The sequence below is a fragment of the Nonomuraea sediminis genome (assembly GCF_018531495.1).
In the GTDB taxonomy this organism is placed as follows: Bacteria; Actinomycetota; Actinomycetes; order Streptosporangiales; family Streptosporangiaceae; genus Nonomuraea; species Nonomuraea sediminis.
In genome coordinates this window covers 155,166-175,808 of the sequence record NZ_JAHDTI010000006.1, presented here as the reverse complement: position 1 = coordinate 175,808, position 20,643 = coordinate 155,166, and the positions used below count along the sequence as shown (strand labels likewise).

At 70.9% G+C, this 20,643-nt stretch carries 22 protein-coding genes; 9 read left to right on the top strand and 13 right to left on the bottom strand.

The window, feature by feature from the left end; genetic code table 11:
• Window positions 1–155: 155 nt before the first annotated feature.
• The 3 genes from KIK09_RS27815 to KIK09_RS27805 all read left to right on the top strand — a co-directional run bounded on the left by KIK09_RS27815 (window position 156) and on the right by KIK09_RS27805 (window position 2,484).
• Complete coding sequence (locus tag KIK09_RS27815; RefSeq protein WP_214322322.1) at window positions 156–416, top strand: hypothetical protein; 261 nt, start codon at window positions 156–158, stop codon at window positions 414–416.
• A gap of 59 nt (window positions 417–475) precedes the next feature.
• Window positions 476–733, top strand: coding sequence for a hypothetical protein (locus KIK09_RS27810; RefSeq protein ID WP_214322321.1), 258 nt, complete (start codon window positions 476–478; stop codon window positions 731–733).
• 953 nt (window positions 734–1,686) lie between these two features.
• On the top strand, window positions 1,687–2,484 hold the full coding sequence (locus KIK09_RS27805) for an ATP-grasp domain-containing protein (protein WP_308164323.1): 798 nt from the start codon (window positions 1,687–1,689) through the stop codon (window positions 2,482–2,484).
• Window positions 2,485–2,740: 256 nt separating this feature from the next.
• Here the strand turns inward: KIK09_RS27805 and KIK09_RS27800 are convergent, their stop codons facing one another.
• The 7 genes from KIK09_RS27800 to KIK09_RS27770 all read right to left on the bottom strand — a co-directional run bounded on the left by KIK09_RS27800 (window position 2,741) and on the right by KIK09_RS27770 (window position 9,323).
• Complete coding sequence (locus KIK09_RS27800) at window positions 2,741–3,496, bottom strand: SDR family oxidoreductase (protein ID WP_250573886.1); 756 nt, start codon at window positions 3,494–3,496, stop codon at window positions 2,741–2,743.
• 34 nt (window positions 3,497–3,530) lie between these two features.
• Window positions 3,531–4,733 (bottom strand): ATP-grasp domain-containing protein, encoded by a 1,203-nt coding sequence (locus tag KIK09_RS27795; RefSeq protein WP_214322318.1) that lies wholly within the window; start codon window positions 4,731–4,733, stop codon window positions 3,531–3,533.
• On the bottom strand, window positions 4,734–6,029 hold the full coding sequence (locus tag KIK09_RS27790) for a DUF2252 domain-containing protein (protein WP_214322317.1): 1,296 nt from the start codon (window positions 6,027–6,029) through the stop codon (window positions 4,734–4,736).
• 52 nt (window positions 6,030–6,081) lie between these two features.
• Window positions 6,082–6,681, bottom strand: coding sequence for a hypothetical protein (locus KIK09_RS27785; protein ID WP_214322316.1), 600 nt, complete (start codon window positions 6,679–6,681; stop codon window positions 6,082–6,084).
• 164 nt (window positions 6,682–6,845) lie between these two features.
• Window positions 6,846–7,622: an SDR family oxidoreductase gene (locus tag KIK09_RS27780; protein ID WP_214322315.1), complete on the bottom strand. Its 777-nt coding sequence runs from the start codon at window positions 7,620–7,622 to the stop codon at window positions 6,846–6,848.
• Window positions 7,619–8,836, bottom strand: coding sequence for an acyl-CoA dehydrogenase family protein (locus KIK09_RS27775; RefSeq protein WP_214322314.1), 1,218 nt, complete (start codon window positions 8,834–8,836; stop codon window positions 7,619–7,621). Before KIK09_RS27775 ends, KIK09_RS27780 begins: the two co-directional genes overlap by 4 nt.
• A complete protein-coding gene (locus KIK09_RS27770; RefSeq protein WP_214322313.1) occupies window positions 8,817–9,323 on the bottom strand; it encodes a flavin reductase family protein in 507 nt (168 codons plus the stop codon). The genes KIK09_RS27775 and KIK09_RS27770 overlap by 20 nt, the downstream gene beginning before the upstream one ends.
• 663 nt (window positions 9,324–9,986) lie before the next feature.
• Here KIK09_RS27770 and KIK09_RS27765 point away from each other — a divergent pair.
• Both KIK09_RS27765 and KIK09_RS27760 read left to right on the top strand, forming a co-directional pair.
• The gene (locus KIK09_RS27765) at window positions 9,987–11,147 is read left to right on the top strand and encodes a thiolase C-terminal domain-containing protein (RefSeq protein ID WP_308164334.1); all 1,161 of its coding nucleotides are present in this window, start codon (window positions 9,987–9,989) and stop codon (window positions 11,145–11,147) included.
• Window positions 11,148–11,150: 3 nt separating this feature from the next.
• Complete coding sequence (locus KIK09_RS27760) at window positions 11,151–11,495, top strand: Zn-ribbon domain-containing OB-fold protein (protein ID WP_214322312.1); 345 nt, start codon at window positions 11,151–11,153, stop codon at window positions 11,493–11,495.
• 150 nt (window positions 11,496–11,645) lie between these two features.
• Here KIK09_RS27760 and KIK09_RS27755 read toward each other — a convergent pair whose 3' ends face one another.
• Window positions 11,646–11,975, bottom strand: a complete 330-nt coding sequence (locus KIK09_RS27755; protein ID WP_214322311.1) for a hypothetical protein — start codon at window positions 11,973–11,975, stop codon at window positions 11,646–11,648.
• A gap of 138 nt (window positions 11,976–12,113) precedes the next feature.
• On the opposite strand from KIK09_RS27755, the gene KIK09_RS27750 reads away from it, so the two are divergent.
• The 3 genes from KIK09_RS27750 (at window position 12,114) to KIK09_RS27740 (ending at window position 14,395) form a co-directional block, all read left to right on the top strand.
• On the top strand, window positions 12,114–12,863 hold the full coding sequence (locus tag KIK09_RS27750; protein WP_214322310.1) for a GntR family transcriptional regulator: 750 nt from the start codon (window positions 12,114–12,116) through the stop codon (window positions 12,861–12,863).
• Between the two features lie 185 nt (window positions 12,864–13,048).
• Window positions 13,049–13,651 (top strand): GNAT family N-acetyltransferase, encoded by a 603-nt coding sequence (locus KIK09_RS27745; RefSeq protein WP_214322309.1) that lies wholly within the window; start codon window positions 13,049–13,051, stop codon window positions 13,649–13,651.
• A 63-nt stretch (window positions 13,652–13,714) separates the two neighbouring features.
• Window positions 13,715–14,395, top strand: coding sequence for a copper homeostasis protein CutC (locus tag KIK09_RS27740; RefSeq protein WP_214322308.1), 681 nt, complete (start codon window positions 13,715–13,717; stop codon window positions 14,393–14,395).
• Here the strand turns inward: KIK09_RS27740 and KIK09_RS27735 are convergent.
• Both KIK09_RS27735 and KIK09_RS27730 read right to left on the bottom strand, forming a co-directional pair.
• Entirely contained in the window at window positions 14,392–15,537 is a 1,146-nt protein-coding gene (locus KIK09_RS27735; protein WP_214322307.1) for a DUF6986 family protein, read from the bottom strand. The genes KIK09_RS27740 and KIK09_RS27735 overlap by 4 nt on opposite strands.
• 11 nt (window positions 15,538–15,548) lie before the next feature.
• A complete protein-coding gene (locus KIK09_RS27730; RefSeq protein ID WP_214322306.1) occupies window positions 15,549–16,253 on the bottom strand; it encodes a dienelactone hydrolase family protein in 705 nt (234 codons plus the stop codon).
• A 128-nt stretch (window positions 16,254–16,381) separates the two neighbouring features.
• On the opposite strand from KIK09_RS27730, the gene KIK09_RS27725 reads away from it, so the two are divergent.
• Window positions 16,382–17,221 (top strand): helix-turn-helix transcriptional regulator, encoded by an 840-nt coding sequence (locus KIK09_RS27725; protein ID WP_214322305.1) that lies wholly within the window; start codon window positions 16,382–16,384, stop codon window positions 17,219–17,221.
• Here the strand turns inward: KIK09_RS27725 and KIK09_RS27720 are convergent.
• The 3 genes from KIK09_RS27720 to KIK09_RS27710 form a co-directional block, all read right to left on the bottom strand.
• Window positions 17,175–18,467 carry an FAD-dependent oxidoreductase gene (locus KIK09_RS27720; RefSeq protein WP_214322304.1) on the bottom strand — a complete coding sequence of 431 codons (1,293 nt, stop codon included), beginning with the start codon at window positions 18,465–18,467 and terminating at the stop codon, window positions 17,175–17,177. The two genes, KIK09_RS27725 and KIK09_RS27720, sit on opposite strands and share 47 nt — an antisense overlap.
• An 86-nt stretch (window positions 18,468–18,553) precedes the next feature.
• Window positions 18,554–19,039, bottom strand: coding sequence for an AMP-binding protein (locus KIK09_RS27715; protein WP_214322303.1), 486 nt, complete (start codon window positions 19,037–19,039; stop codon window positions 18,554–18,556).
• Window positions 19,040–19,075: 36 nt separating this feature from the next.
• The gene (locus KIK09_RS27710; protein ID WP_250573885.1) at window positions 19,076–20,641 is read right to left on the bottom strand and encodes an AMP-binding protein; all 1,566 of its coding nucleotides are present in this window, start codon (window positions 20,639–20,641) and stop codon (window positions 19,076–19,078) included.
• Window positions 20,642–20,643 lie beyond the last annotated feature (2 nt).

Sequence of the window (20,643 nt, the reverse complement as noted above, 5' to 3'; positions counted from 1 at the left end):
TCTGATTACTCATAGCTATTCAATGGCAACGCTCAGTTATATGATCGCTATGGCTTTGACCTCACGGGGTCAAGCGCAGTCAAAGGGTCAGTCGCGAGCCCAGGGCCCAGGTCTCGTGCTGCCCATGCGGGTCAATCCCGAAAGAAGGAGCTGGAGTGATCAGAAAGCTGTGCACGGCCGGTGCCGTGCTGGCTACGGCCGCGGGCGTCAGCCTGCTGGCAGCCCCGGCGCACGCGGACAGCTGGACCGGCAAGAACTGGAGCCACAACAGCGACTCGTCCCAGTCCGGCAACAACTTCGGAAACGTCGGCGCCTCCAATCACGCCTACGGCGGCTCGACCAACGTCAACAACGTCAACGGCATCGCAACCACCGCTTCCGACGGCAGCATCTCGGTGACCTACATCTTCAGCTGAACGTTTTGCGGGCCTCCCGGGCCCGACACCACGCCAACATCTCGCTGGAAGGACATCGCATGATCAAGAAGCTCTGCGTCACCGGGATCGTCGTGGCCGCCGCCGGCACCACCCTGCTCTCCGCTCCGGCTTATGCAAGCACGAACATCGGCAACAGCAGTCACAACGCCAACTCCTCGCAGTCGGGCAACAACTTCGGCAATGTCTTCGCCGGCAACATCGGCAGAGGTGGGTCCACCAACGTCAACAACATCAACGGCAACGCCGTGACGGCCACCCGCGGCAGCTGGGTCGACGTGGACGTCTACGTCCGCTAGCCGCTCCTCGTCCGCGCGGCCGGCCGCCATCCCCGGCTCGCGCCGCCCTCACCATCACGGGCCACCTCAGTCGTACGGCGTGCCTGCCGGTTGCACAACGTGGTGCATCGCGGTGCGGCGCTCGCCGGGACCACGGCGTGCTGCTCAGTGGTGCGGGGTGTTGCCGGTCGTAAGGCGTCCTTGCTCGCCTTGCGGCGCGTAGGTGCGCGGTACGGCGTGCCTGGCACTTCCTTACGCGCGCGCCCTACCGGAGCCCGAGGTCGCCGTCGGCGTCCGCCTCGGGTGCTCCGGACCCAAGCGGCGTCGAGGAGGCTCGCGATCGCGGTCGGTCAGTCCCACTGAGCCGGGTTATCGGACCGGCCGTCCGCCCCGCGAGCCTCCTCGGCTCCTCCGGACCGGGCTCGGCATCCCGCCGAGCCCCCGTAGCCGCCCGCCCGATCACGCCGCGCCCCCGGCGTCGGGCGGGCCCGCGGCGCCCACTCCCTGTGACGCCCAGCCCCATCGTCGTTGCCAGCCAGAAGGAGGACCCAGCTCGAACGCCGGTAGCCCTGCCGATCCGGGAAGCCCTCGGACGGTCGTCGATGTGGGGAAGCGCCCGCGCGCTCGATGATCCAGGCCCCAGGGCGCGCTTCAGATCCAGGGAGCTCGTCGGACGGTCGTCGACGTGGGGAAGCGCCCGGGCACTCGTTGGTCCCCGCCTCAGGACGCTCCTCGCTCCAGGACGCTCGACGGACGGGTGCCGGTCCAAGACATCAGTGCCGGGAGCGCGTGGTGCGGATGAGGAGGGGAGCCGGGTGGAGGGCGGTTCACATGGAAGGGGGTTGGCGGCGGCGGTGCTCGTGCGGGAGTCGAGGGTCAGGCGCGGAGGGTGATGCGTGTGGGAAGTGGGCCGAGTGGGTTGAGGCGGTGGGGATGGGGCGTATTAGCATCCGTGGGTGACTATTTGTGCTTATGTGACGTTTGCTGACCCGGATGGGCACGATGACGAGCGCGAGCCGGTCCTGCGTGCCTGGCGGGAAGCCGGGATCGAGGCGCGGGCCGAGCGATGGGACGACCCGGACGTCGACTGGGGACGGTATGACGCCGCCGTCGTCCGCTCCGTGTGGGACTACGTCGACCGGCGCGACGAGTTCCTGGCCTGGGCCCGGCGGGCGGAGAGCGTGACGCGGTTGCTGAACCCGGCGACCGTCCTGGAGACCAACACGGACAAGACGTACCTGCGAGACCTGGGGGTGCCGACCGTGCCCACGCACTGGGCTTCGGACGGCATGCCGTACTGGGAGGAATATGTCGTCAAGCCCGCGATCTCCGCGGGCGCCCGCGACACGATCAGGACCACCGACCGTGCGCGCGCCCAGGCGCACGCGGCCGCGCTCGAGGCCGACGGGCGTACGCCGATGGTGCAGCCCTACCTCGACATGGTCGAGTCGGAGGGCGAGACGTCGCTGCTGTACTTCAACCGCCGCCTCAGCCACGCCGTCCGGCGCACGCCGATGCTCACCCCGGGCAAGTCGGGCGCCGACAACATCGAGGCACAACTGCGCACCCCGGCCCCGGACCAGGTCGAACTCGCCGAGAAGGTGCTTGCCACCATCCCCCAAGCCCTCCTCTACGCCAGGATCGACCTGGTCCGGCTCTCCGACGGCAGCCCCGCGGTCATCGAGCTCGAACTCACCGAGCCGTACCTCTACCTCTACCTCTCCCCCGACGCCCCCACCCGCCTCACCACCGCCCTTACGGACCTCCTCTAGTCCCTCACTCCGCTGCGGGTGCGTCATCTCCTGCTGTACGGCAAGCCGCCCCACCGCCGCCCGCCGACGCCCCCTCGCGACGCGTGCCCGGCGCCCCTGCTCACGGCAACCGGGCACTCGCCGCAACGCCGCACACCACCCACCTGGGTGCTCCCCGTGAACCCCGGCGGGCACGGTGTGTGGGCGCGATGGCTGCCAGGCGCTGTACCCGCGAGGCGCATGGCGGTTCGGAAGTGCGAGGCGGGGTGGGGGTGGGTCAGGCGGTGATGCCGCCGTCGATGGGGATGACGGTGCCTGTCAGGTAGGAGCCGGCGCGGGAGGCGAGGTAGATGGCGGCGCCGGCCACGTCGTCCGGGTGGCCGATGCGGCCGAGCGGGACGTTGGAAGCGATCGCGGCGCGCGTGGCGGGGTCGTCGAGGGCGAAGGCCATCATCTTCGAGTCGAAGGGCCCGGGCGCGATCGCGTTGACCGTGATGTGCTCGGGCGCGAGCTGCCTGGCCAGGTGCTTGGTCAGCATGTGGACCCCGGCCTTGGACGCCGAGTAGGCGTAGTTCTCCACGGAGGGCACGCGGATCCCGTCGACCGAGCCGACGTTGATGACACGGGCGGGATCGTCCGGAGCGGCCGCGGCACGAAGCTGCGGCAGGAAGCGCTGGGTCAGGTAGAAGACGCCCTTGACGTTGATGTTCCAGAGCTTGTCGAAGGCGTGCTCGGGGAACTCCTCCAGCGGCGCCCCCCACGTCGCCCCCGCGTTGTTGACGAGCACGTCCAGCGGCCCGTCCACAGCCTCGACGAGGGCGGCGACCCCGTCCGCGGTCGACAGGTCGGCGGGTACCGCGACGCAGCCCAGGGACGCGGCGGTCTTCTCCACCTCGGCCGCCTTGCGCGAGGAGATGTAGACCTTGGCTCCCGCCGAGACGAACCCGGCCGCGATCATCTGGCCGATGCCCCGCGACCCGCCGGTGACGACGACCGTCTTGCCTTCGACCGAGAACAGCGAGAACAGACTCATGTTCTGGACCATACCGACTGGTCGGTCGCGAACGCTAGCCCGAGTCCTTCACCCACATCCCGAGCAGCCCGCGGAAGTGCGAGACGAACCGGTCCCGCTCGCGCGCCGGGTACGTGGCCGTCACCGTGTCCACCAGCAGCCGGTCGAAGTCCGGTCCCGCCACCCACTCCAGCACGATGTCATCCAGGTGCCGCAGATGGGTGGCGCAGAACTCCTGGTACCGCTCGGTCTCGAAGTATTCGTCCGCCAGCCGCCGGTAGGCCGCGAGCCGCTCGCCGTACGACCCTGTGACCGCGAAGTACTCGCGGGTGTCGAGGTCGAGCCGCGGCCGGCGGGCTGTGGCGACGCAGAAGACCGACCAGCGCACCAGCGCCTTGATCGCCCAGGGGAAGTAGTAGTGCAGGCTGGTGAGCGCCACGTCCGGGCAGGCGTTGGCGTAGTCGATGGGGTGCACGTCGGTGCCCTTGACCAGGGTCTCGCACGAGTTGAACTCCCAGCGGAAGAACGCGTTGACCAGCCGCCCGATCGTCACCACCTCCTCGCCCACGGCGGGGGAGAGGAAGGCGTGGTCGACGGCGTAGCGCGCGTGCATCGGCTCGGCCGGCCGGAAGCGCATGACCATGGTCTCGGCGCCGATCGACAGCGAGCGGGCGAACGCGTCGTACCCGTCGACCGCCTGCTGCAGGTGCATGAGCATCTCGCCGCTCGCGTCGTAGGCGGCGTGCAGTTCCTCCGGGGAGCGCACCAGCGACACCCCGCGCCAGGCGCCGCCGTCGTAGGGCTTCATGAACAGCGGGTAGCCGATGCTCTCGGCCACCCTGTCCAGGTCGAAGGGCCGGTTGTAGCGGGCAGCGGTGTAGGCGTAACGGGCGTTGTCCGGCGGGTTCTTGTACGGGACGAGCACGGTGTCGGGCACCTTCAGCCCGAGGCGGATCATCGCGCAGTAGGCCGCGTGCTTCTCCATCGACTGGAACGTGAAAGGGCTGTTGAGCAGGTAGACGTCGTCCATCATGGCGACCTTCTTCAGCCACTCGCGCGGGTGGTAGTACCAGTACGCGAGCCGGTCGATCACCAGGTCGTGGCGCGGGCGGTCACGCAGGTCGAAGGGTTCGATCGTGATGCGTTCCACGTCGAACTCGCCGACTCCCCTGATCGGGCCCAGCCGCCGCAGGACGGTCTCGAACGCGGCAGGCCAGTCCTCCTCGGTGCCCAGTAAGAGCCCGATCAGGTGTTTCATCTAGACCCCCGGGAGCTTCCCGTTGCGGAACAGGTCGACGAACTGCTGATGGTCCTGCCGGGCCTGTGCCCCGTAGTCGTACGCGAAATCCTCCAGCATCGCGACAAATTCGGACTCGTTGCCGCCGACGGCCGCCACGATCGCCTCCTCGGTGGAGAAGTCCACCAGGTCGTGGCTGGACTCGTCGTCGGCCACGGAGTGCATCCGCGCCACCGCCCGCCCCAGGTCCCGCATGATCGTCATCAGCTCGGCGGGCTCGTTGACGTCGTCCCAGTCCAGGTCGGCGGAGTACGGCGAGACCTCCGCGACCAGCTGCCCGGCCCCGCGCAGCGTCGTGTAGCCGAGCCATGGATCGGCGTAGGCCTGCAGGGCGCGTTGCGACTCGGCGGTGCGATGCCCCTGGTGCCGGAAGTACCCGGCGACCCGGGAGTCGGTGACGTGGCGCGAGACTGCGGGCACCTGGGCCTGCTTCATGTACAGGATCACGTCGTTCTCCAGCGCCTGAGACCGCCCCTCGAGCAGCAGGTTGTACGAGGGCAGCCCGGCCGAGCCGATCCCCACGCCCTTGCGCAGCGCCACGTCCTTGACCACGTGCTCGACCGGGTTCCCCGGCGAGGGCAGCGTGGTCAGGTAGTCGTGGAAGGACGCGATCACGGCCTCGCGGGTCTCGTCGTCCACCGCCGAGCGCCCCTCCATGAAGGCGAAGCGCCGGTCGTAGGAGTCGATCGTGGTCTCCACGTCCAGCATGGAGACCCGGGTGCGCAGCCGGGCGGTCTGCAGCACCCGGTGCAGCACGCCACCGGTCGTGTCCAGGGTCAGCGCCCCGATCGCGTCGTCGCCGCCGCGCGCGATGCCGCCCAGCTCGGCCAGGTAGGCCCGGCCGAACTCGCGCACCAGCTCCGCGATCGCGTCGTCCGACAGCGCCTTGGAGTACCCGAGCAGCGCCACGCTGGCCGCGAACCGCTTGAGATCCCAGGTGTAGGGCCCCACGTAGGCCTCGTCGAAGTCGTTGACGTTGAACACCAGCACGCCGGAGGCGTTCATGTACGTGCCGAAGTTCTCCGCGTGCAGGTCGCCGTGGATCCACACGCGCCTGGTCCGCTCGTCGAGGAACGCTCCATCCGCGTAAGGCCCGGACATGTCGGCGTAGAACACCGAGGCGCTGCCCCGGTAGAAGGCGAACGGCGAAGCGGCCATCTTCCGGAACTTCCGCCTGAAAGCGGCCGGATCCCGCTTGATCGCTTCGCCGAACTCGGCGACCAGGACATCGAGAAGATAGGAGGAACGTGAACCCATGTCCCGGACACTAGATCGCCGCCGCCACCCCGCCTACCCTGGTCTTTCCCTGTCAGGGACGTACGGCGGGCAGCGCCCGCACACCGGATACCGCGGACACCAGCACGATCGCCGCGAGCAGCCCGCACTGCACGGCGTCCGGGATCCACGCGAGGTTTTCAGGGTCCCCCGAGGGCCCCATGAGGGAGACCAGCCGGACCAGCAACACCAGCGCCGCCAAGATCGCCACCCCGAGCCGGACGGACGCCGACCTGCGCAGAGCGAGGAGGAATCCCACACAGACGGCGAGCGTCGCGGTCCCCGCCGGTTCCGTCCAGGTCACCACCCATGGCGAGTAGGGCAGCCGGTCCAGCGGCAAATGGAGCAGCGTGTACAGGGCCGCAGAGCCGACCAGCAAACCCATGGCCCGCCATCGGCCGAGCCGGAATGCGGGCGCGTCCCGGTGGTAAGCGGCGAACAACGCCAAGACAGGCGGCACGTCCAGCAGCCCTGTGGCCACGTTCCAGGCCGGGTGGTCCGGGTCGCCGGTCACGACTCCGGCGGCCAGCAGGAGCGTGCTCCCGACTCCCGCCGCGACCTTGGCGGTCCGGACCCCGCCCCCCGCCAGCGCCAGGAACGTGACCACCGACAGCGACCAGCCGATCACGAACATGGTCCAGGACAGTCGCAGCCCGATCCAGGGATCGCTGAAGGCGTGACCCGGCCTGAAGAGGAGGATCGCCGAGCGGGCCAGCAGCAGCAGCCCGAATACGGCCTGGAAGAGCAGACCGGCCTGCGCCGCCAGGCGGAGTGAGGCGAATAATGATCGCCAAGATATCAGGGGTGCTGGCTGGAAACCGAGACGACCTCGCCGGTCATGTAGGAGGAGTAGTCGCTGGCCAGGAAGACGATCACGTTGGCCACCTCCCACGGCTCGGCGGACCTGCCGAAGGCCTCGCGCGCGGTCAGCTCCGCAAGCAGTTCGTCGCTGGTGACCTTGGCCAGGAACGGATGCATCGCCAGCGACGGCGCGACCGCGTTGACCCGGACCCCGTGCGGGGCGGCCTCCAGCGCGACGCACCTGGTCAGCGCCATCACCCCGGCCTTGGCCGCGGCATAGTGCGCCTGGCCGCGCTGCGCGCGCCAGCCGATCACGGAGGCGTTGTTCACGATCACGCCGGAGCGCTGCGGGATCATGTGCCGTAGGGCGGCCCTGGTGCAGCGCATGGTGCCGTTGAGCGTGACGTCCAGCACCGAGAACCACTGCTCGTCGGTCATCTCGGCCAGCTCCGCCGTGCCGCCCAGGCCGGCGTTGTTGACCACCACGTCCAGCCGCCCGTGCGCCTCGACCACGGCGTCGAACAGCGCGAGCACCTGCGGCTCCGACGTCACGTCACACGGTACGGCCAGCGGCTTGACGCCCGTGAGCTCGGTCAGCGCCTCGGCCGTCTCGCCCAGGCGGCGCTCGTGCCGGTCGGACACCACGATCGTGGCCCCCTCCTCGGCGCAGCGGCGGGCGGTGGCAAGGCCGATCCCGGCCCCGGCGGCGGCGGTCACCAGCGTGACCTTGCCGTCCAGCAGGCCGTGCGCGGGAGGGTAGGCGGGTACGTTCATCGTGGCAGCCCCAGGGTGCGCTCGGCGATGATGGTGCGCTGGATCTCGCTCGAACCGGCATAGATCGTGTCGGCCCTGCTGAACAGATACAGCCGCTGCAGGTCCTCGTCGTCCTCGTAGACCAGCCCGGCGCGGCCGAGCACGGCCTGCGCCAGCTCGCCGAGCCGCTGGTGCCACTGCGACCAGTAGAGCTTGGCGATCGACACCTCGGGCCCCGGCTCACCCGCGCCGAGCGAGCGCATGGTGCGCAGCGCGTTCAGCCGCATGATCTCCAGCTCGATCCACGACTGGACCAGGCGGTCACGCAGGATCGGGTCGTCGGCGGCCCCGGTACGGCGGGCCACGGCGATCACCCGGTCCAGCTCTCGGCGGAACCCGATCTGCTGGCCGAGGGTGGAGGCGCCGCGCTCGTAGCCGAGCGTGGCCATCGCCACCCGCCAGCCGTCGCCGGGCTCGCCCAGGATGTTGCCCGCCGCGGTGCGGGCCCCGTCGAAGAAGACCTCGTTGAACTCCGACGAGCCGGTCAGCTGGACGATCGGCCGCACCTCCACACCGGGCTGCCGCATCGGGACCAGCAGGTACGACAGCCCGCGATGGCGCTGGGAGCCCGGCTCGGTGCGGCAGAGCACGAAGCACCAGTCGGCGACATGGGCCAGCGACGTCCACACCTTCTGCCCGGTGATCACCCACTCGCCGCCTGAGAGCTCGGCCCTCGTGCGCACGTTGGCGAGGTCGGAGCCCGCCTCCGGCTCGGAGTAGCCCTGGCACCACAGCTCCTCCCCGCGCTGGATCGGCGGCAGGAAGCGCTCCTTCTGCTCGTCGGTGCCGAACTCCAGGATCGTCGGGCCGATCAGCCCCTCGCCGATGTGCCCGACCCTGGCGGGGGCGTCGGCCCTGGCGTACTCCTCGTGGAAGGCCACCTGGTCGGCCAGCGGGGCGTCCCGCCCGCCGTACTTCTTCGGCCAGCCCAGGCACGTCCACCCGGCGGCGCCGAGCCTGCGCTCCCAGTCGTGGCGCAGCTCGAACGCCTCGTGCTCACGCCCGGGGCCGCCCAGGCCGCGCAGCTCGCCGGTGAGGTTGGCCGCCAGCCACGCGCGCGCCTCCGCCCTGAGCCCGTCGTCAGTCGGCTCCTTGAGCGCCCCGTCAGTCGGCTCCTTGAGCGACTCGTCAGGAGCCTGCTCCTCGAGCCCCTCGTCAGCAGTCCGCGAAGCCACCGTAGCCGCCGCGGAAGAAGACCAGGGGGCCGCCGTCGGCGTGGGTGTCGAGCTGCAGGACGCGCGCCACGACGATCATGTGGTCGCCGGCCAGGTGCTCGGCCTCGATCGCGCAGTCGATCCACGCGAGCGCGCCGTCGAGCACGGGGTTGCCGCCGGGGGAGACCGTCCAGTCCAGGCCGGCGAACTTGTCGCCGCCGCTGGTCGCCATCTGGGCGCAGACCGGCTGCTGGCTGTCGGCGAGCACGTTCACGGTCAGCACCTTCGCGCCGCGCACCCTGGGCCAGGTGGTGCTGGTGTGGGCCACGCAGAACGCCACCAGCGGGGGCTCGAGGGAGACGGAGGTGAAGGAGTTCGCCGCCAGGCCGCACGGGTCGCCGCTATCGGTGTCGAGCGCGGTGATCGCCACCACGCCCGTGGCGAACCTCCCGAGCACCGACCTGAAACGCCGGCTGTCCAGGTGGCCGTTGCCCGATTGGGTTGCCATCGCGGCTCCGTTGTCTGTGCTGCACAGGAGTGGCATGCCCGGTATCTTACCAAGCGCTTGCTTGTTTGCGTAGAGGTCTCGCCCTTCTACGCCAGGCCCCGCCTCTTACGTCCGCTGCACGGCACGCGCCCCGCTTCTCCCGTTCGCCCAGATCTCGTACGGCAAGCCACCCCCACCGCCCGCCCGCCGTACTCCGGCTGAGGGCCCGCGACCGGCGCTTACGGCGAGTCGGCGACACTCACCCACCGCCACGCACCCGCAACCCACCCGACCGGGCCCCACACACCCGCACGCTTGCATGGAACCCCCGGGAACCCGCCCGTCCGGGCCCATGCGCCCGGACACTTGCGTGGAACCCTCGCCCCACGCGCCGGGTCGGCGGGACGGTGTACGGCGAAGGTCGGCGCGTCCGTACGGCGCCTGGGGCCCGCGCGCCCGGGACGCTTGCGTGGACCCCCACCCTGCGCGCCGGGACGGTGTGCGGCGAAGGTTGGCGCGTCCGTGCGGCGCGCCCTACGCGCCGGGTCGGCGGGATGGTGTGCGGCGAAGGTCGGCGCGTTCATGCAGTGCCTCGCGGCCGGGCTGTCGGGAAGTGTGTGTTGTGAGGGTGGGGGAAGGTGTGCGTTGACAGGGGTGGAGGGGGCGGCCTAGCGTGGGCGCGTGGTGGCCAAGCGCTTGCTTGAGTTCAGGGATCGGGTGGCGATCGCGGGCGTGGGCTACACGCCTTTCTCCAAGAACTCCGGGGTCAGCACGCTCACCCTGGCCTGCCGGGCGATCCTGGCCGCGCTCGAGGACGCCGGGCTGAGCGCCGACGACGTGGACGGCATCGCGACCCACCGGGTGGGGGATTCCGCGGCGCCCTCGGTGGTGGGGCCGGCGCTCGGCATCCACGATCCTTCGTGGTACCTGGACCAGTTCGGCGGCGGGAGCGTGTCGCACGCCGTCGTCGCGCAGGCGGCGCTGGCCGTGGCCGCGGGGATGGCCGAGACCGTCGTCTGCTACCGGGCGATCAACGCCCGCTCGGAGTTCCGGATGGGCCAGGCCGCGGGGACCAGCATCGAGGTGCAGTACCAGGCGCCGTACGGCTACTTCGCCCCGCCGCAGCAGTACGCGATGTACGCCCGCGCCCACATGTTGAAATATGGCACAAAGTCCGAGCATTTCGGGCAGCAGGCGGTGACCCAGCGGGCGAACGCCGTCAAGAACCCCCGTGCCCTCATGCGCACCCCCATCACGCTCGACGACTACCTGGCCGCCCGCCCCGTCGCCGAACCCTTCCGGCTCCTGGACTGCTGCCTGGAGACCGATGGCGCCTGCGCGCTGGTCGTGACCTCCGCCGACCGGGCCGCGACGCTGCGCCGTACTCCCGTCCTGATCAGGGCGGCCGCGTGGGGCGGCGGCGACTCCTTCCTGTCGGGCGGCTCCGCGGACCCCACGACCACGGCCGCCGCCGCGCTGGCGCCCCGGCTGTACGCGCAGGCGGGCCTCGGGCCGGAGGAGATCGACGTGGCCGAGATCTACGACTGCTTCACCTACTCGGTGATCGTGCAACTGGAGGACTACGGGTTCTGCGCCAAGGGGGAGGGGGGGCCGTACGTCGCTTCGGGGGCCACCGCGCCGGACGGGGCGCTGCCGGTCAACACGCACGGCGGGTTCCTGTCGGAGGGGTACGTGCACGGGATCAACCACATCGCCGAGGCGGTCTCCCAGTTGCGCGGCGACGCCGGGGACCGCCAGGTGCCCGGTGCGGAGGTGGCGCTGTCGACGGCCCAGCCCGGGTACGTCCTGCCCGCCACGTCGGCGCTGATCCTTCGTCAGGGGTGACTCATGCGGGACAGGGACTCTTCGCAATGGTGGGAGCTGGTAGCGCGGCAGGAGCTCGCCGTCCAGCGCTGTGACGGGTGCGGAACGCTGCGCTTCCCGCCGCGGGCGTTCTGCCCGGCCTGCCGTACCGAGCAGTGGTCGTGGCACCGTCCGGAGCCCCTGGCCACGGTCGAGAGCTGGATCACCAGCCATCGGCCCTTCCCCGAGGGCACGGTCGTCAGGGTTCGGCTGTCGGAGGCTCCCCACTGCGTCATGTACGGCACCTGGGAGGGCGTCGGCGAGCCTCGCCCAGGTGAACGTGTCATTCCTGTTTTCACGCCCGACGGCCTGATTCACTGGCGGCGTTGACCTGCGAGGCCAAATAGGAACAAAAGCGAAATATCGCATAAAAGGGCGCTGAAAAGGGAAAACGCGCCCTGGCGGGCGTGGGGGACCCGCCAGGACGCGCTTCCTGAACCGTGCGCGCCGGTTCCCAGGACTCCGGCGAGGGATGGAGTCCTAGGCCGTATGTTCGCGCACGGAATCGGTGGGGGAGTGACTCTCTTGCGAGGCCTCCGGATGTCGGTAGCGTGCGGCGATGCGTTGTGCGGCGCCGACCGGGTCATCGATCGGGTGCGTGACGGTGGCGCCCTCCTCATCCCAGACAAAGGACCCGTCCTTGCACCACACGGTCAACTCGGTCAACACGGATAGCACGGACATGCCATTCCCATTGCTCTGGTAGGTGTGGGTGAACCCCTGGCGATGCAACGCGTAACGCAGTAGACGTGTTGCTTCGCGGGGGTCTTGCCAGGGCAGGTACGGCGTACCCGCGCGAACCGGCAACACCGGCCGCTCACCCCCTCACCGGCCTTTCGATGGATTTGTACCAACGAATGGATGATGCGGCTGTCAAGGCGGTCCGGTCAAGGGGTTGTGGCTTGCTAGAACCAGATCGTCTAAATTGTTGGAACAAAAGGGGTGAAAGTGGCAAGGTCGGCGCTGTACCAGCAGGTGGCTTCGGAATTGCGGAAGGCCATCTACTCCGGCGTCCTCGGCCCCGGGGCGCAGTTGCCGACCGAGGACGAGCTGCGAGCCCGCCACGGCGTGAGTCGTAACACCGTCAGATTGGCGCTGGGAGAGCTGGTCAACGAGGGGCTCATCACGCGAGCGCCGCGCCGCGGCAGCGTGGTCAGGGACCGCAGGCCACTGTTGATTCACCCGCAACGAGAGCTGGAGCCCCATCCCGCAGGGGAGCTGCGGGAGGCCTTCGCCTACGCCGTGGAGAAGGAAGGCCGCAGCCCCAGCCAGACGATCACCATCGAGACCGTCTCGCCCGTCGAGGAGATCGCGAGCAGGCTGGAACTCGAGGACGGCGACCTGGCGCTGGTGCGGAGGCGCCTGAGGTTCGTTGACGGTCAGCCGTACAACACCAACGACTCCTACTATCCGTATGACCTCGTCGCCAACTCGGAGATCGCACGGCCGGGCGACATCGCCCGAGGAGCGAACCGGGTCCTGGAGGAGCTCGGGCACGAGCAGGTACGCGTCGTCGACGACATCTGGGCGAGGATGCCCAACCAGGAGGAGGCCGAGCGGCTCCAGCTGGAGCTCGGCACCCCTGTCGTGGTGTACGTCCGTGTCGGATACGACATCAGTGAGACGCCGGTTCGTGTCGCGGTGTCGGTGCTCCCCGCCGACAAGCACCTGATCAGATACGAGCTCGACCGCCGCTGATCGAGCTCGGTTGGGGGTGATCCCGACCGGCCGAGGTCCAGCGTGCCTTCCTCGCTGGGCTGGGGGAGTCGTGCATACTCCCCCGAATCGCAATTTATCCATATTTATCCGGTTCAACGCCGTGCGCCATCGAGTGGATACGCAGTGTGTTCACTCGAACACCCAACGCAACGAAGGGATGAACCATGCACTCGAACACCCTCCTTCACCCGCTCACCCTCCGCCGAGCCGAGCCCGCCGACCTTCCGGGCGTTCTCACCTTGCTCGCGGACACCGCGGAGTGGCTGTATTCCCAGGGGGTCCACCAGTGGCCGCGGGCCGGCTTCGGGCCCGAGCGGATCGAGCCGCTGATCGAGGAGCGTGTCCTGTTCCTGCTGGACGACGAGCTGAGGCTGCTGGACCCGGACGAATCGGCGCCGCCGGTGGCCACGATCGCGCTCGACGGCCACGCGGACCCCGAGTTCTGGTCCAGGGCCGACGACCCGTCGGCGGGGAGGTACGTGCACAAGCTGGCCATCGCCCGTCCCTGGTCGGGCAGCGGCCTGGGCGACGCCCTGCTCGACTGGGCCGGGGCACACGTGCACGCGGCCGGGCTGCGCTGGCTCCGCCTCGACTGCGCGAAGGCGAACCTGCGGCTCCAGGAGTACTACCGGTCGCGCGGCTTCCGCCACCTGCGTACCGTGGATCTGCCGCACCGCGCCTCGGGGGCGCTGTTCCAGCGGCCCGCCGCGGACGCGGCGACCACGGCGTTCCGCGACCTGACCGCCCCTGAGCTGGTCGTCACCTAGGACCAGGGAGCTCTGTCCCCTTCTGGTGCGGAAGGGGGCAGAGCACCATATAACCTCTCCTCCATGACCGGATCCCTCCTCGAGGTGATCGCGCTGAACGTGCGCGACGCCGTGGCCGCCGAGCAAGGCGGCGCCGACCGGCTCGAGGTCTGCGCCGACATGGCGGCCGACGGCCTCACCCCCACCCCGGAGACGGTTGCCGCGATCGCGGCGGAATGCCCGCTCCCCCAGATGGTGATGCTCCGCTGCGACGCCTCGTTCACCGCGGACCCAGACGTGCTCGACCGGCTCAGGCGCGACGCCAAGGAACTGGCCGAGGCGGGCGCCGCCGGGTTCGTCTTCGGCTTCCTCGACTCCGCGGGCGCGGTGGACCTGGCCGCCACCGAGGCCCTCATCCACGCCGTGTCGCCGCTGCCGTGGACCTTCCACCGCGCGGTCGACCACGCCGCCGACGTGCAGGCCTCGTGGCGGGCGGTGCGACTGCTGCCCAACCTGGCCACGGTGCTGACCTCCGGCTCGCCGCAGGGCGTCGGCGACGGGCTGCCCGTGCTCAAGGGACGCGCGGATTCCGGGGACGGTTCGATCATCCTGGCCGGCGGCGGGCTCAAGCCCGCGCACGTGGGGCCGCTGCTCGACTACGGCGTCCGCGCCTTCCACGTCGGCTCCGCCGTACGGGCGAGCTGGCGGGACCCGGTCGAGTGGCGCCTGGTCCGCAACTGGCGCGCCCTGGTCGAGCGCGACTAGCGCGAGGGCAGGGCGAGGGCCGCGTCGGCGCGGTGGAGCGCGGCGGCCAGCGTCTTGATCGTGGCCGGTTCGTCCATGACGCCGTCGCCCGCCTCCCGCTGCTCCTCCCACGCCTTGACCCGGGCCTGGTACTTGTCGTAGGTGGCCAGGTGGAAGGCGTACACCGTGACGAAGCGGCTCACCAGGTGGGACGGGTGCATGTCCCAGCCCTGGTAGAAGCCGTGGCGCAGGGAGTGCCTGACGAGCTCGGCATGGCGCCGCCACAGCGCGTGCACGTTGTGGCGCGAGGAGGAGGCGGGCGAGGCGGCCAGCGACCCGTCGGACAGCTCGATCGCGGTGCCCGCGAACGCCGTCTGCATGACGTGGCGCGCGTGGTCGCAGGCGGGATGGTCCAGTCGCTGCTCGTGCGGCGGCAGCCCGATCGCGGCGGTGTAGTCGAAGACGCCGAAATGCGCCGCGCCCAGCCGCGGATCGAGCCCGGGGCGCAGGAAGGCGAGCGTCTGCGGCGCCTCGACCTGCATCTCGAACCGTAGCTCCGGCAGCCCCAGGTCCTGCGTGAGCCGTGCGAGCACCTGGCTGAACTGCCCCAGGTACTCCTCCATCAGCACCTTGGGGAAGGTCACGGTGAACCCGGGCGGCAGCTCACCCAGCGCGGTGAGGAACCCGTCGAGCGTGCGGATCGAGCGCGCGGGGTCGCCGTCGGCGAACGACTTCACCCGCAGCCCCCACCGCCGCGGCAGCGTGCCCCGCGCGTGCATGCGCTTGACGGCCTCGGCCGCCGCCTCGGCGTGCGCGTCCTCCTCGGCGGCAGGCCGCAGGCCGTACCCGTCCTCGAAGTCGATGCGCAGGTCCTCCACCGGCTCGGCGGCCAGCTTGGCGGCCACCCGCTCGCGCACCTCGCCCGCCAGCGAGGCGGGGACGCCGAAGACCTCGGTCAGCAGATCGACCGGCAGGTGCTCCTCGAGCAGCCCCAGCGCGTGCGCGCCCCACTCGGCCACGGTCGAGGAGGAGAAGCGGTCGGCGGGCACGTAGATCGTGTGGACCGGCTGCCGGCGCGGCGTCACCCCGGGATAGCGGATCTGCTGAAGACGATGGACCTCTGCGAACCCCGCGACGGCCGGATCCCCGATGGTGACGCGCATGGCCCCCATTGTCACATCGCGCCGGTGAAGCGCAGCACCCGCTCCCAGGCGTCGTCGCAGGCCTCGCGCCACTGCTCGTGCGCCACGTCGAAGAAGGAGTGCGGCGCGCCCTCGTAGACCTTCATCTCGTACGGCTTGCCCGCCACCGCCAGCCGCTCGGCGAACGCGGTGAACGCCGCCTGCTCGGTCGCCGCGTCGTTCCCGGCGATCAGCAGCAGCATCGGCACCTCCATGTCGTCCAGCACGTCCTCGACCAGCTGCGGCATGCCGTAGAAGCCGATCGCACCGGCGTGCCCTGGATGCCCTGCCGCGGCCTGGCGCCAGGACTGGGTGCCGCCCGCGCAGAAGCCGACGGTGTAGACGGGGCCGTCGAGCTCGGCGAACGCGGCGGCCACGTCGGTCTTGACGTGATCGTGCTGGATGAACGAGAAGCGGGCCCACATGTCCTCGGGCACCTCGGTGTGGCGGCCGAAGTAGTCGATCGCAATCGCGGTGAAGCCCGCCTCGGCGAAGCGGCCGGCCAGCGCCTCGTAGAAGGGGTGCAGGCCGCGGACGTCCGGCAGGATCACCACGCTGCGGCCGTTGGGCGCCGCGGGGCGCGCCCGGTAGGCGCGCACGCGGGTGCCGTCGGCCGAGACCAGCTCGATCGGGCCCTGCTCGGCGATCTCGCCCGGGTTCGGCGCGGCCGGGGGACGGCTGTCGTGGGTGTGGCACATGGTTGTCCGCCTTTCACGGGGGTTGATGTGGCCAGCTTGCCGGGGCGGCCGTGCCGTACCCAGATCCCCGCGGATAGGGGTACCGGCAGGGCCACCCTTTGCCCGGTAGATCCGGACATACTTCTGACATGGACGATCTGGGGGGCTTCCTCAAGTCGCGCAGGGCACGCGTGACGCCGCAGAGCGCCGGCCTCGAGCCGGGGGCGCGCAGGCGCGTGGCCGGGCTGCGTAGGGAAGAGGTCGCGCTGCTCGCGGGGATCAGCGTCGAGTACTACGTGCGGCTCGAGCAGGGCCGCTCGACGGCGCCCTCGGAGGAGGTGCTGGACGCCATCGCCCGCGCGCTGCGCCTCGACGAGGTCGAGCGCGCCCACCTGGGCCGCTTGGCCAGGCCCGCCCGCCGTACGGCGCGGCCGCGCGGGGACCGGGTGCGGCCGCAGCTGCTGCGGCTGCTCGCGCTCGTCGACCGGGCGCCCGCCATGATCATCAATCATCGCGCCGACGTGCTCGCGGCCAACGCGCTGGCCACGGCGCTCTTCCCGCCGGACGTGGGCAACGGCGCCAAGTTCGTCTTCGGCCCGGGCGGGCGCGACCTCTACGTGGACTGGGACTCCATCGCCAGGGACACCGTCGGCCAGCTGCGGCTGGCGGTCGGACAGTACCCGGGCGACAGGAAACTGGCCTCGCTGATCGGCGAACTGTCGATGGGCAACGAGGACTTCCGCAGGCTGTGGGCCGCCAGGGATGTCAGGATGCGCACCCAGGGCACCAAACGCCTGCGCCACCCGCTGGTCGGCGAACTCGAGCTGGGTTATGAGAGCTTCGAGGTCGCCGAGGCGCCCGGTCAGCGGCTCATCACCCTGATCCCCGAGCCGGACAGCCCGAGCGAGGCAGCGCTCGCGCTGCTCGGCTCGTGGAACGCGGTCATCCCCGATACGCCCCGCGCATCGCCTCCAGGCCGACCAGCTTGACCCGCTCGCCGCGGCCCAGCGTGCGGGCCAGCTCCGCCTCGGCCTCCTCGATGCGCAGCCAGTCGGCGTAGCCGATCGGGGTGACGCCGCGCCCGGCCAGCAGGTCGTCGATGTCGGCGGTGCGCCCGGCAGGACGGTCGGCCAGCAGCGTGCGGACAGTCTCGGCGGCGTCGGACTTGTTCGTGCCGATCACGCCGGTCGGGCCGCGCTTGAGCCAGCCCGCCACGTACTCGCGGTCCCTGACCTTGCCCGCCTCGTTCGGGACGGTCATGGTGTCGGCGGAGAACGGCACGCCGGGCAGCGGGACGCTCTGGTAGCCGACCGAGCGCAGCACCATGCCCACCGGCAGCGTCTCGAACTCGCCGGTGCCCACCACGCGGCCGTCCTCCGACAGCCGGGTGCGCTCCAGCCTGAGCCCCTCCACCCGCTCGCTGCCCAGGATCTCCACCGGCCGCAGCCAGAAGCGGACGTCCAGCCTGCGCGGGCGCCCGACAGGCGCGCGCGCCGCCCACGACTGCAGCACGTCGATGTTGCCGCGGATCTGCCGCGGGAAGTCGGCGCCCAGCACGACCGCCTCGTCAGGGCGCACGCACACGTCGGCGTTGGCCAGCTCGCCCAGCTCCCGCAGCTCCTTCAAGGTGAACTTGGCGTGCTCGGGCCCGCGCCGCCCGATCATGTGAATGGCCTTGACCTGGCTCTCCGCCAGCCGTTCGAGCACGTCCTGCGGCACGTCGGTGGAGCTCAGCTCCTCGGCGGTCTTGGCCAGGACGCGCACCACGTCCACGGCCACGTTGCCCACGCCGATCACCGCGACCTCGGGGCTGTCGAGCGTGAACCGGTCGGTGGGCACGTCGGGATGACCGCAGTACCAGTTGACGAAGTCGGTGGCCGCCACGCTGCCCGGCAGGTCCTCGCCCGGGATGTTCAGGTGCCGGTCGACCATCGCGCCCGTGCAGTAGACGACGGCGTCGTAGCAGGCCAGCAGGTCCGCCACGGACAGGTGCTCGCCGAGCGTCACCCCGCCCAGGAAGCGCACCTGGGGCAGTTCCAGCACCTTGCGCAGGTAGTTGGCGATCGACTTGATCGAGGTGTGGTCGGGCGCGACGCCGTATCTGACCAGCCCGTACGGCGTCGGCAGCCGCTCGAGCACGTCGATCTCCACGGGCTCCTGCGCCTGCTTGACGAGAGCCTCTGCCGTGTAGAGCCCCGCGGGTCCCGACCCGACGACCGCCACGCGCAACGCCATCCGTACCTCCCAGGCGATACTGCCCAGATCATGGTTCTTTCATCTTGTACGGCGAGCCGCGCCACCGCCAGCCACCGTGAGCACGATCACGCGAGCCGCAGCCGGCCGAGGGAGTCGACATAGCCCGTGTCGCCGGTGTCCTCGGGCGGGTCCTCGGGCCTGGTGCCGAGCCCGGCCTCGGTGCAGACGTAGAGGTTGCAGACCGGCGCGCCTGGCCCTCGCCCCATCGCGGCCGGGCGCCGCGCGCCCTGATCGCCTCGAGCTGCCGGTTGGCGAACACGGCCGCCTTGGGCGGCCCGGTGCGCCCGGCTGAGGCCGGGACGCCTCGTCCCGATGCCCGCGGTGATGGCGCCCAGCTTGGCGGCGGCCACGTAGCAGACGACGAACTCGGGGCCGTCGGGCAGCGCCAGGGCGACCACGTCGCCGATGCGGATGCCGCGGTGGGCCAGCCCCGCGGCCACCTCGTCGGAGAGGCGATCGAGCGCGGCGAACGACAGGCAGGTGGTGCCGGTGACGACCGCCGCGCGAGCCCCGAACCGGCGTGCGGCCTCCCCGGCCAGCAGGCGCAGCATGGCGGGCTCCAGGTGCAGAGAAGGCGCACCTCCACGCTACCTCTCGCGCAGTGCCTGCTTGTCGACTTTTCCGTTGGCGTTGACGGGCAGCGCGTCGACCACGATCACGCGGCGGGGCACCTTGTAGCCGGCCATGTTGGCCTTGGCCCACGCGAGCAGCGCCTCGACGTCCAGGCCGGTGCCCGACCTGGGCACGACGTAGGCCCAGCCGGCCTCGCCGGAGACCTCGTCGGGCCTGCCGACCACCGCCGCCTGCTCCAGCGAGCCCTCGCGCAGCAGCAGCGCCTCGACCTCGGCGGGGGAGACGTTGAAGCCGTTGACGATGAACAGCTCCTTCTTCCTGTCCACGATGGCCAGGTTGCCCGCGGCGTCCAGGACGCCGATGTCGCCGGTGTGGAGCCAGCCGTCGGCGTCGACGGTCTCGGCGGTCTTGTCCGGCTCGCCCCAGTAGCCGCGCATCACGCCGTAGCCGCGCTGGAGCACCTCGCCGCGTTCCCCGGCGGGGACCTCCTTGCCGGCGTCGTCGACGATCTTCACCTCGATGCCCGGCACCGGGCGTCCCGTGGTGCCGGCGATCACCTCGATCGGGTCGCCCTGGCGGGTCATGGACACCACGGTGCCCTCCATCAGGCCGTAGGCGTTGATCATGCGTTCCAGCCCGACGCGGTCGGCCAGCCGCTCGATCAGCCTGGGCGGCACCGAGGCGGCGCCGCAGATCGCCACCCGCAGCGACGAGACGTCCCACGAGCCCCGGTCGAGCTCGTCGAGGACCCGGTAGAACAGCGTGGGCGGGCCCGCCAGGACGCTGATCCGCTGGGAGGAGATCAGCGACATCAGCCCGTCAGGGGAGAAGAGCGGGATCGGCAGCATCGTGGCCCGCCGCAGCACGCACGCGATGAGCCCGGCGTTGAGCCCGAAGCCGTGGCTGAAGGGCGCGATGACCGGGTAGCGGTCGTCCTCGCGCAGGGTCACGATCTCCGCCCAGTCCCAGTAGCCGCGCAGCACCTGGGCGTGGTCGAGCATGACGCCCTTGGGCGTGCCCGTCGTGCCGGAGGTCGACATGATCTCGCACAGGTCGTCCGGCCGCACCGCCAGCGCCCGCTCCTCGGCCGCCGCCACGGGGACGGCCTCGCCGAGCGCGGCCAGCCTGGCTGCGGTGAGCCGGGCCGGGGCCAGGGGGTCGGCCTGCCGTACCGCGTGGTCGTCGGGGACCACCACGTGGCGCAGCTCCACGTCCCAGGGCAGCAGGTCGGCCAGCACCGAGCCGTGCGGGCCCGCGCCGGTGATCAGGACCGAGGCGCCGGTCTTGGCGATGAGCCCGGCCGCCTCGATGCCCTTGAAACGGGACGAGAGCGGCACGATCACCGCCCCCGCGTCCCAGATGCCCAGGGCGTGGACCACCCAGTACGGGTCGTTCAGCCCCCACAGCGCCACCCGGTCGCCCGGCTCGACGCCCAGCGCGATCAGGCCGCGCGCCACCACGGCGGCGCGCTCGCGCAGCCAGGCCATCGGCCTGTCCCCGACGACCGTGCTGCCGGGGTGGTGTCGGGCCTGGTCACGCAGCATGCGGGGGAGGGTCCCCCAGTCGGGCACCGGCTGCATGG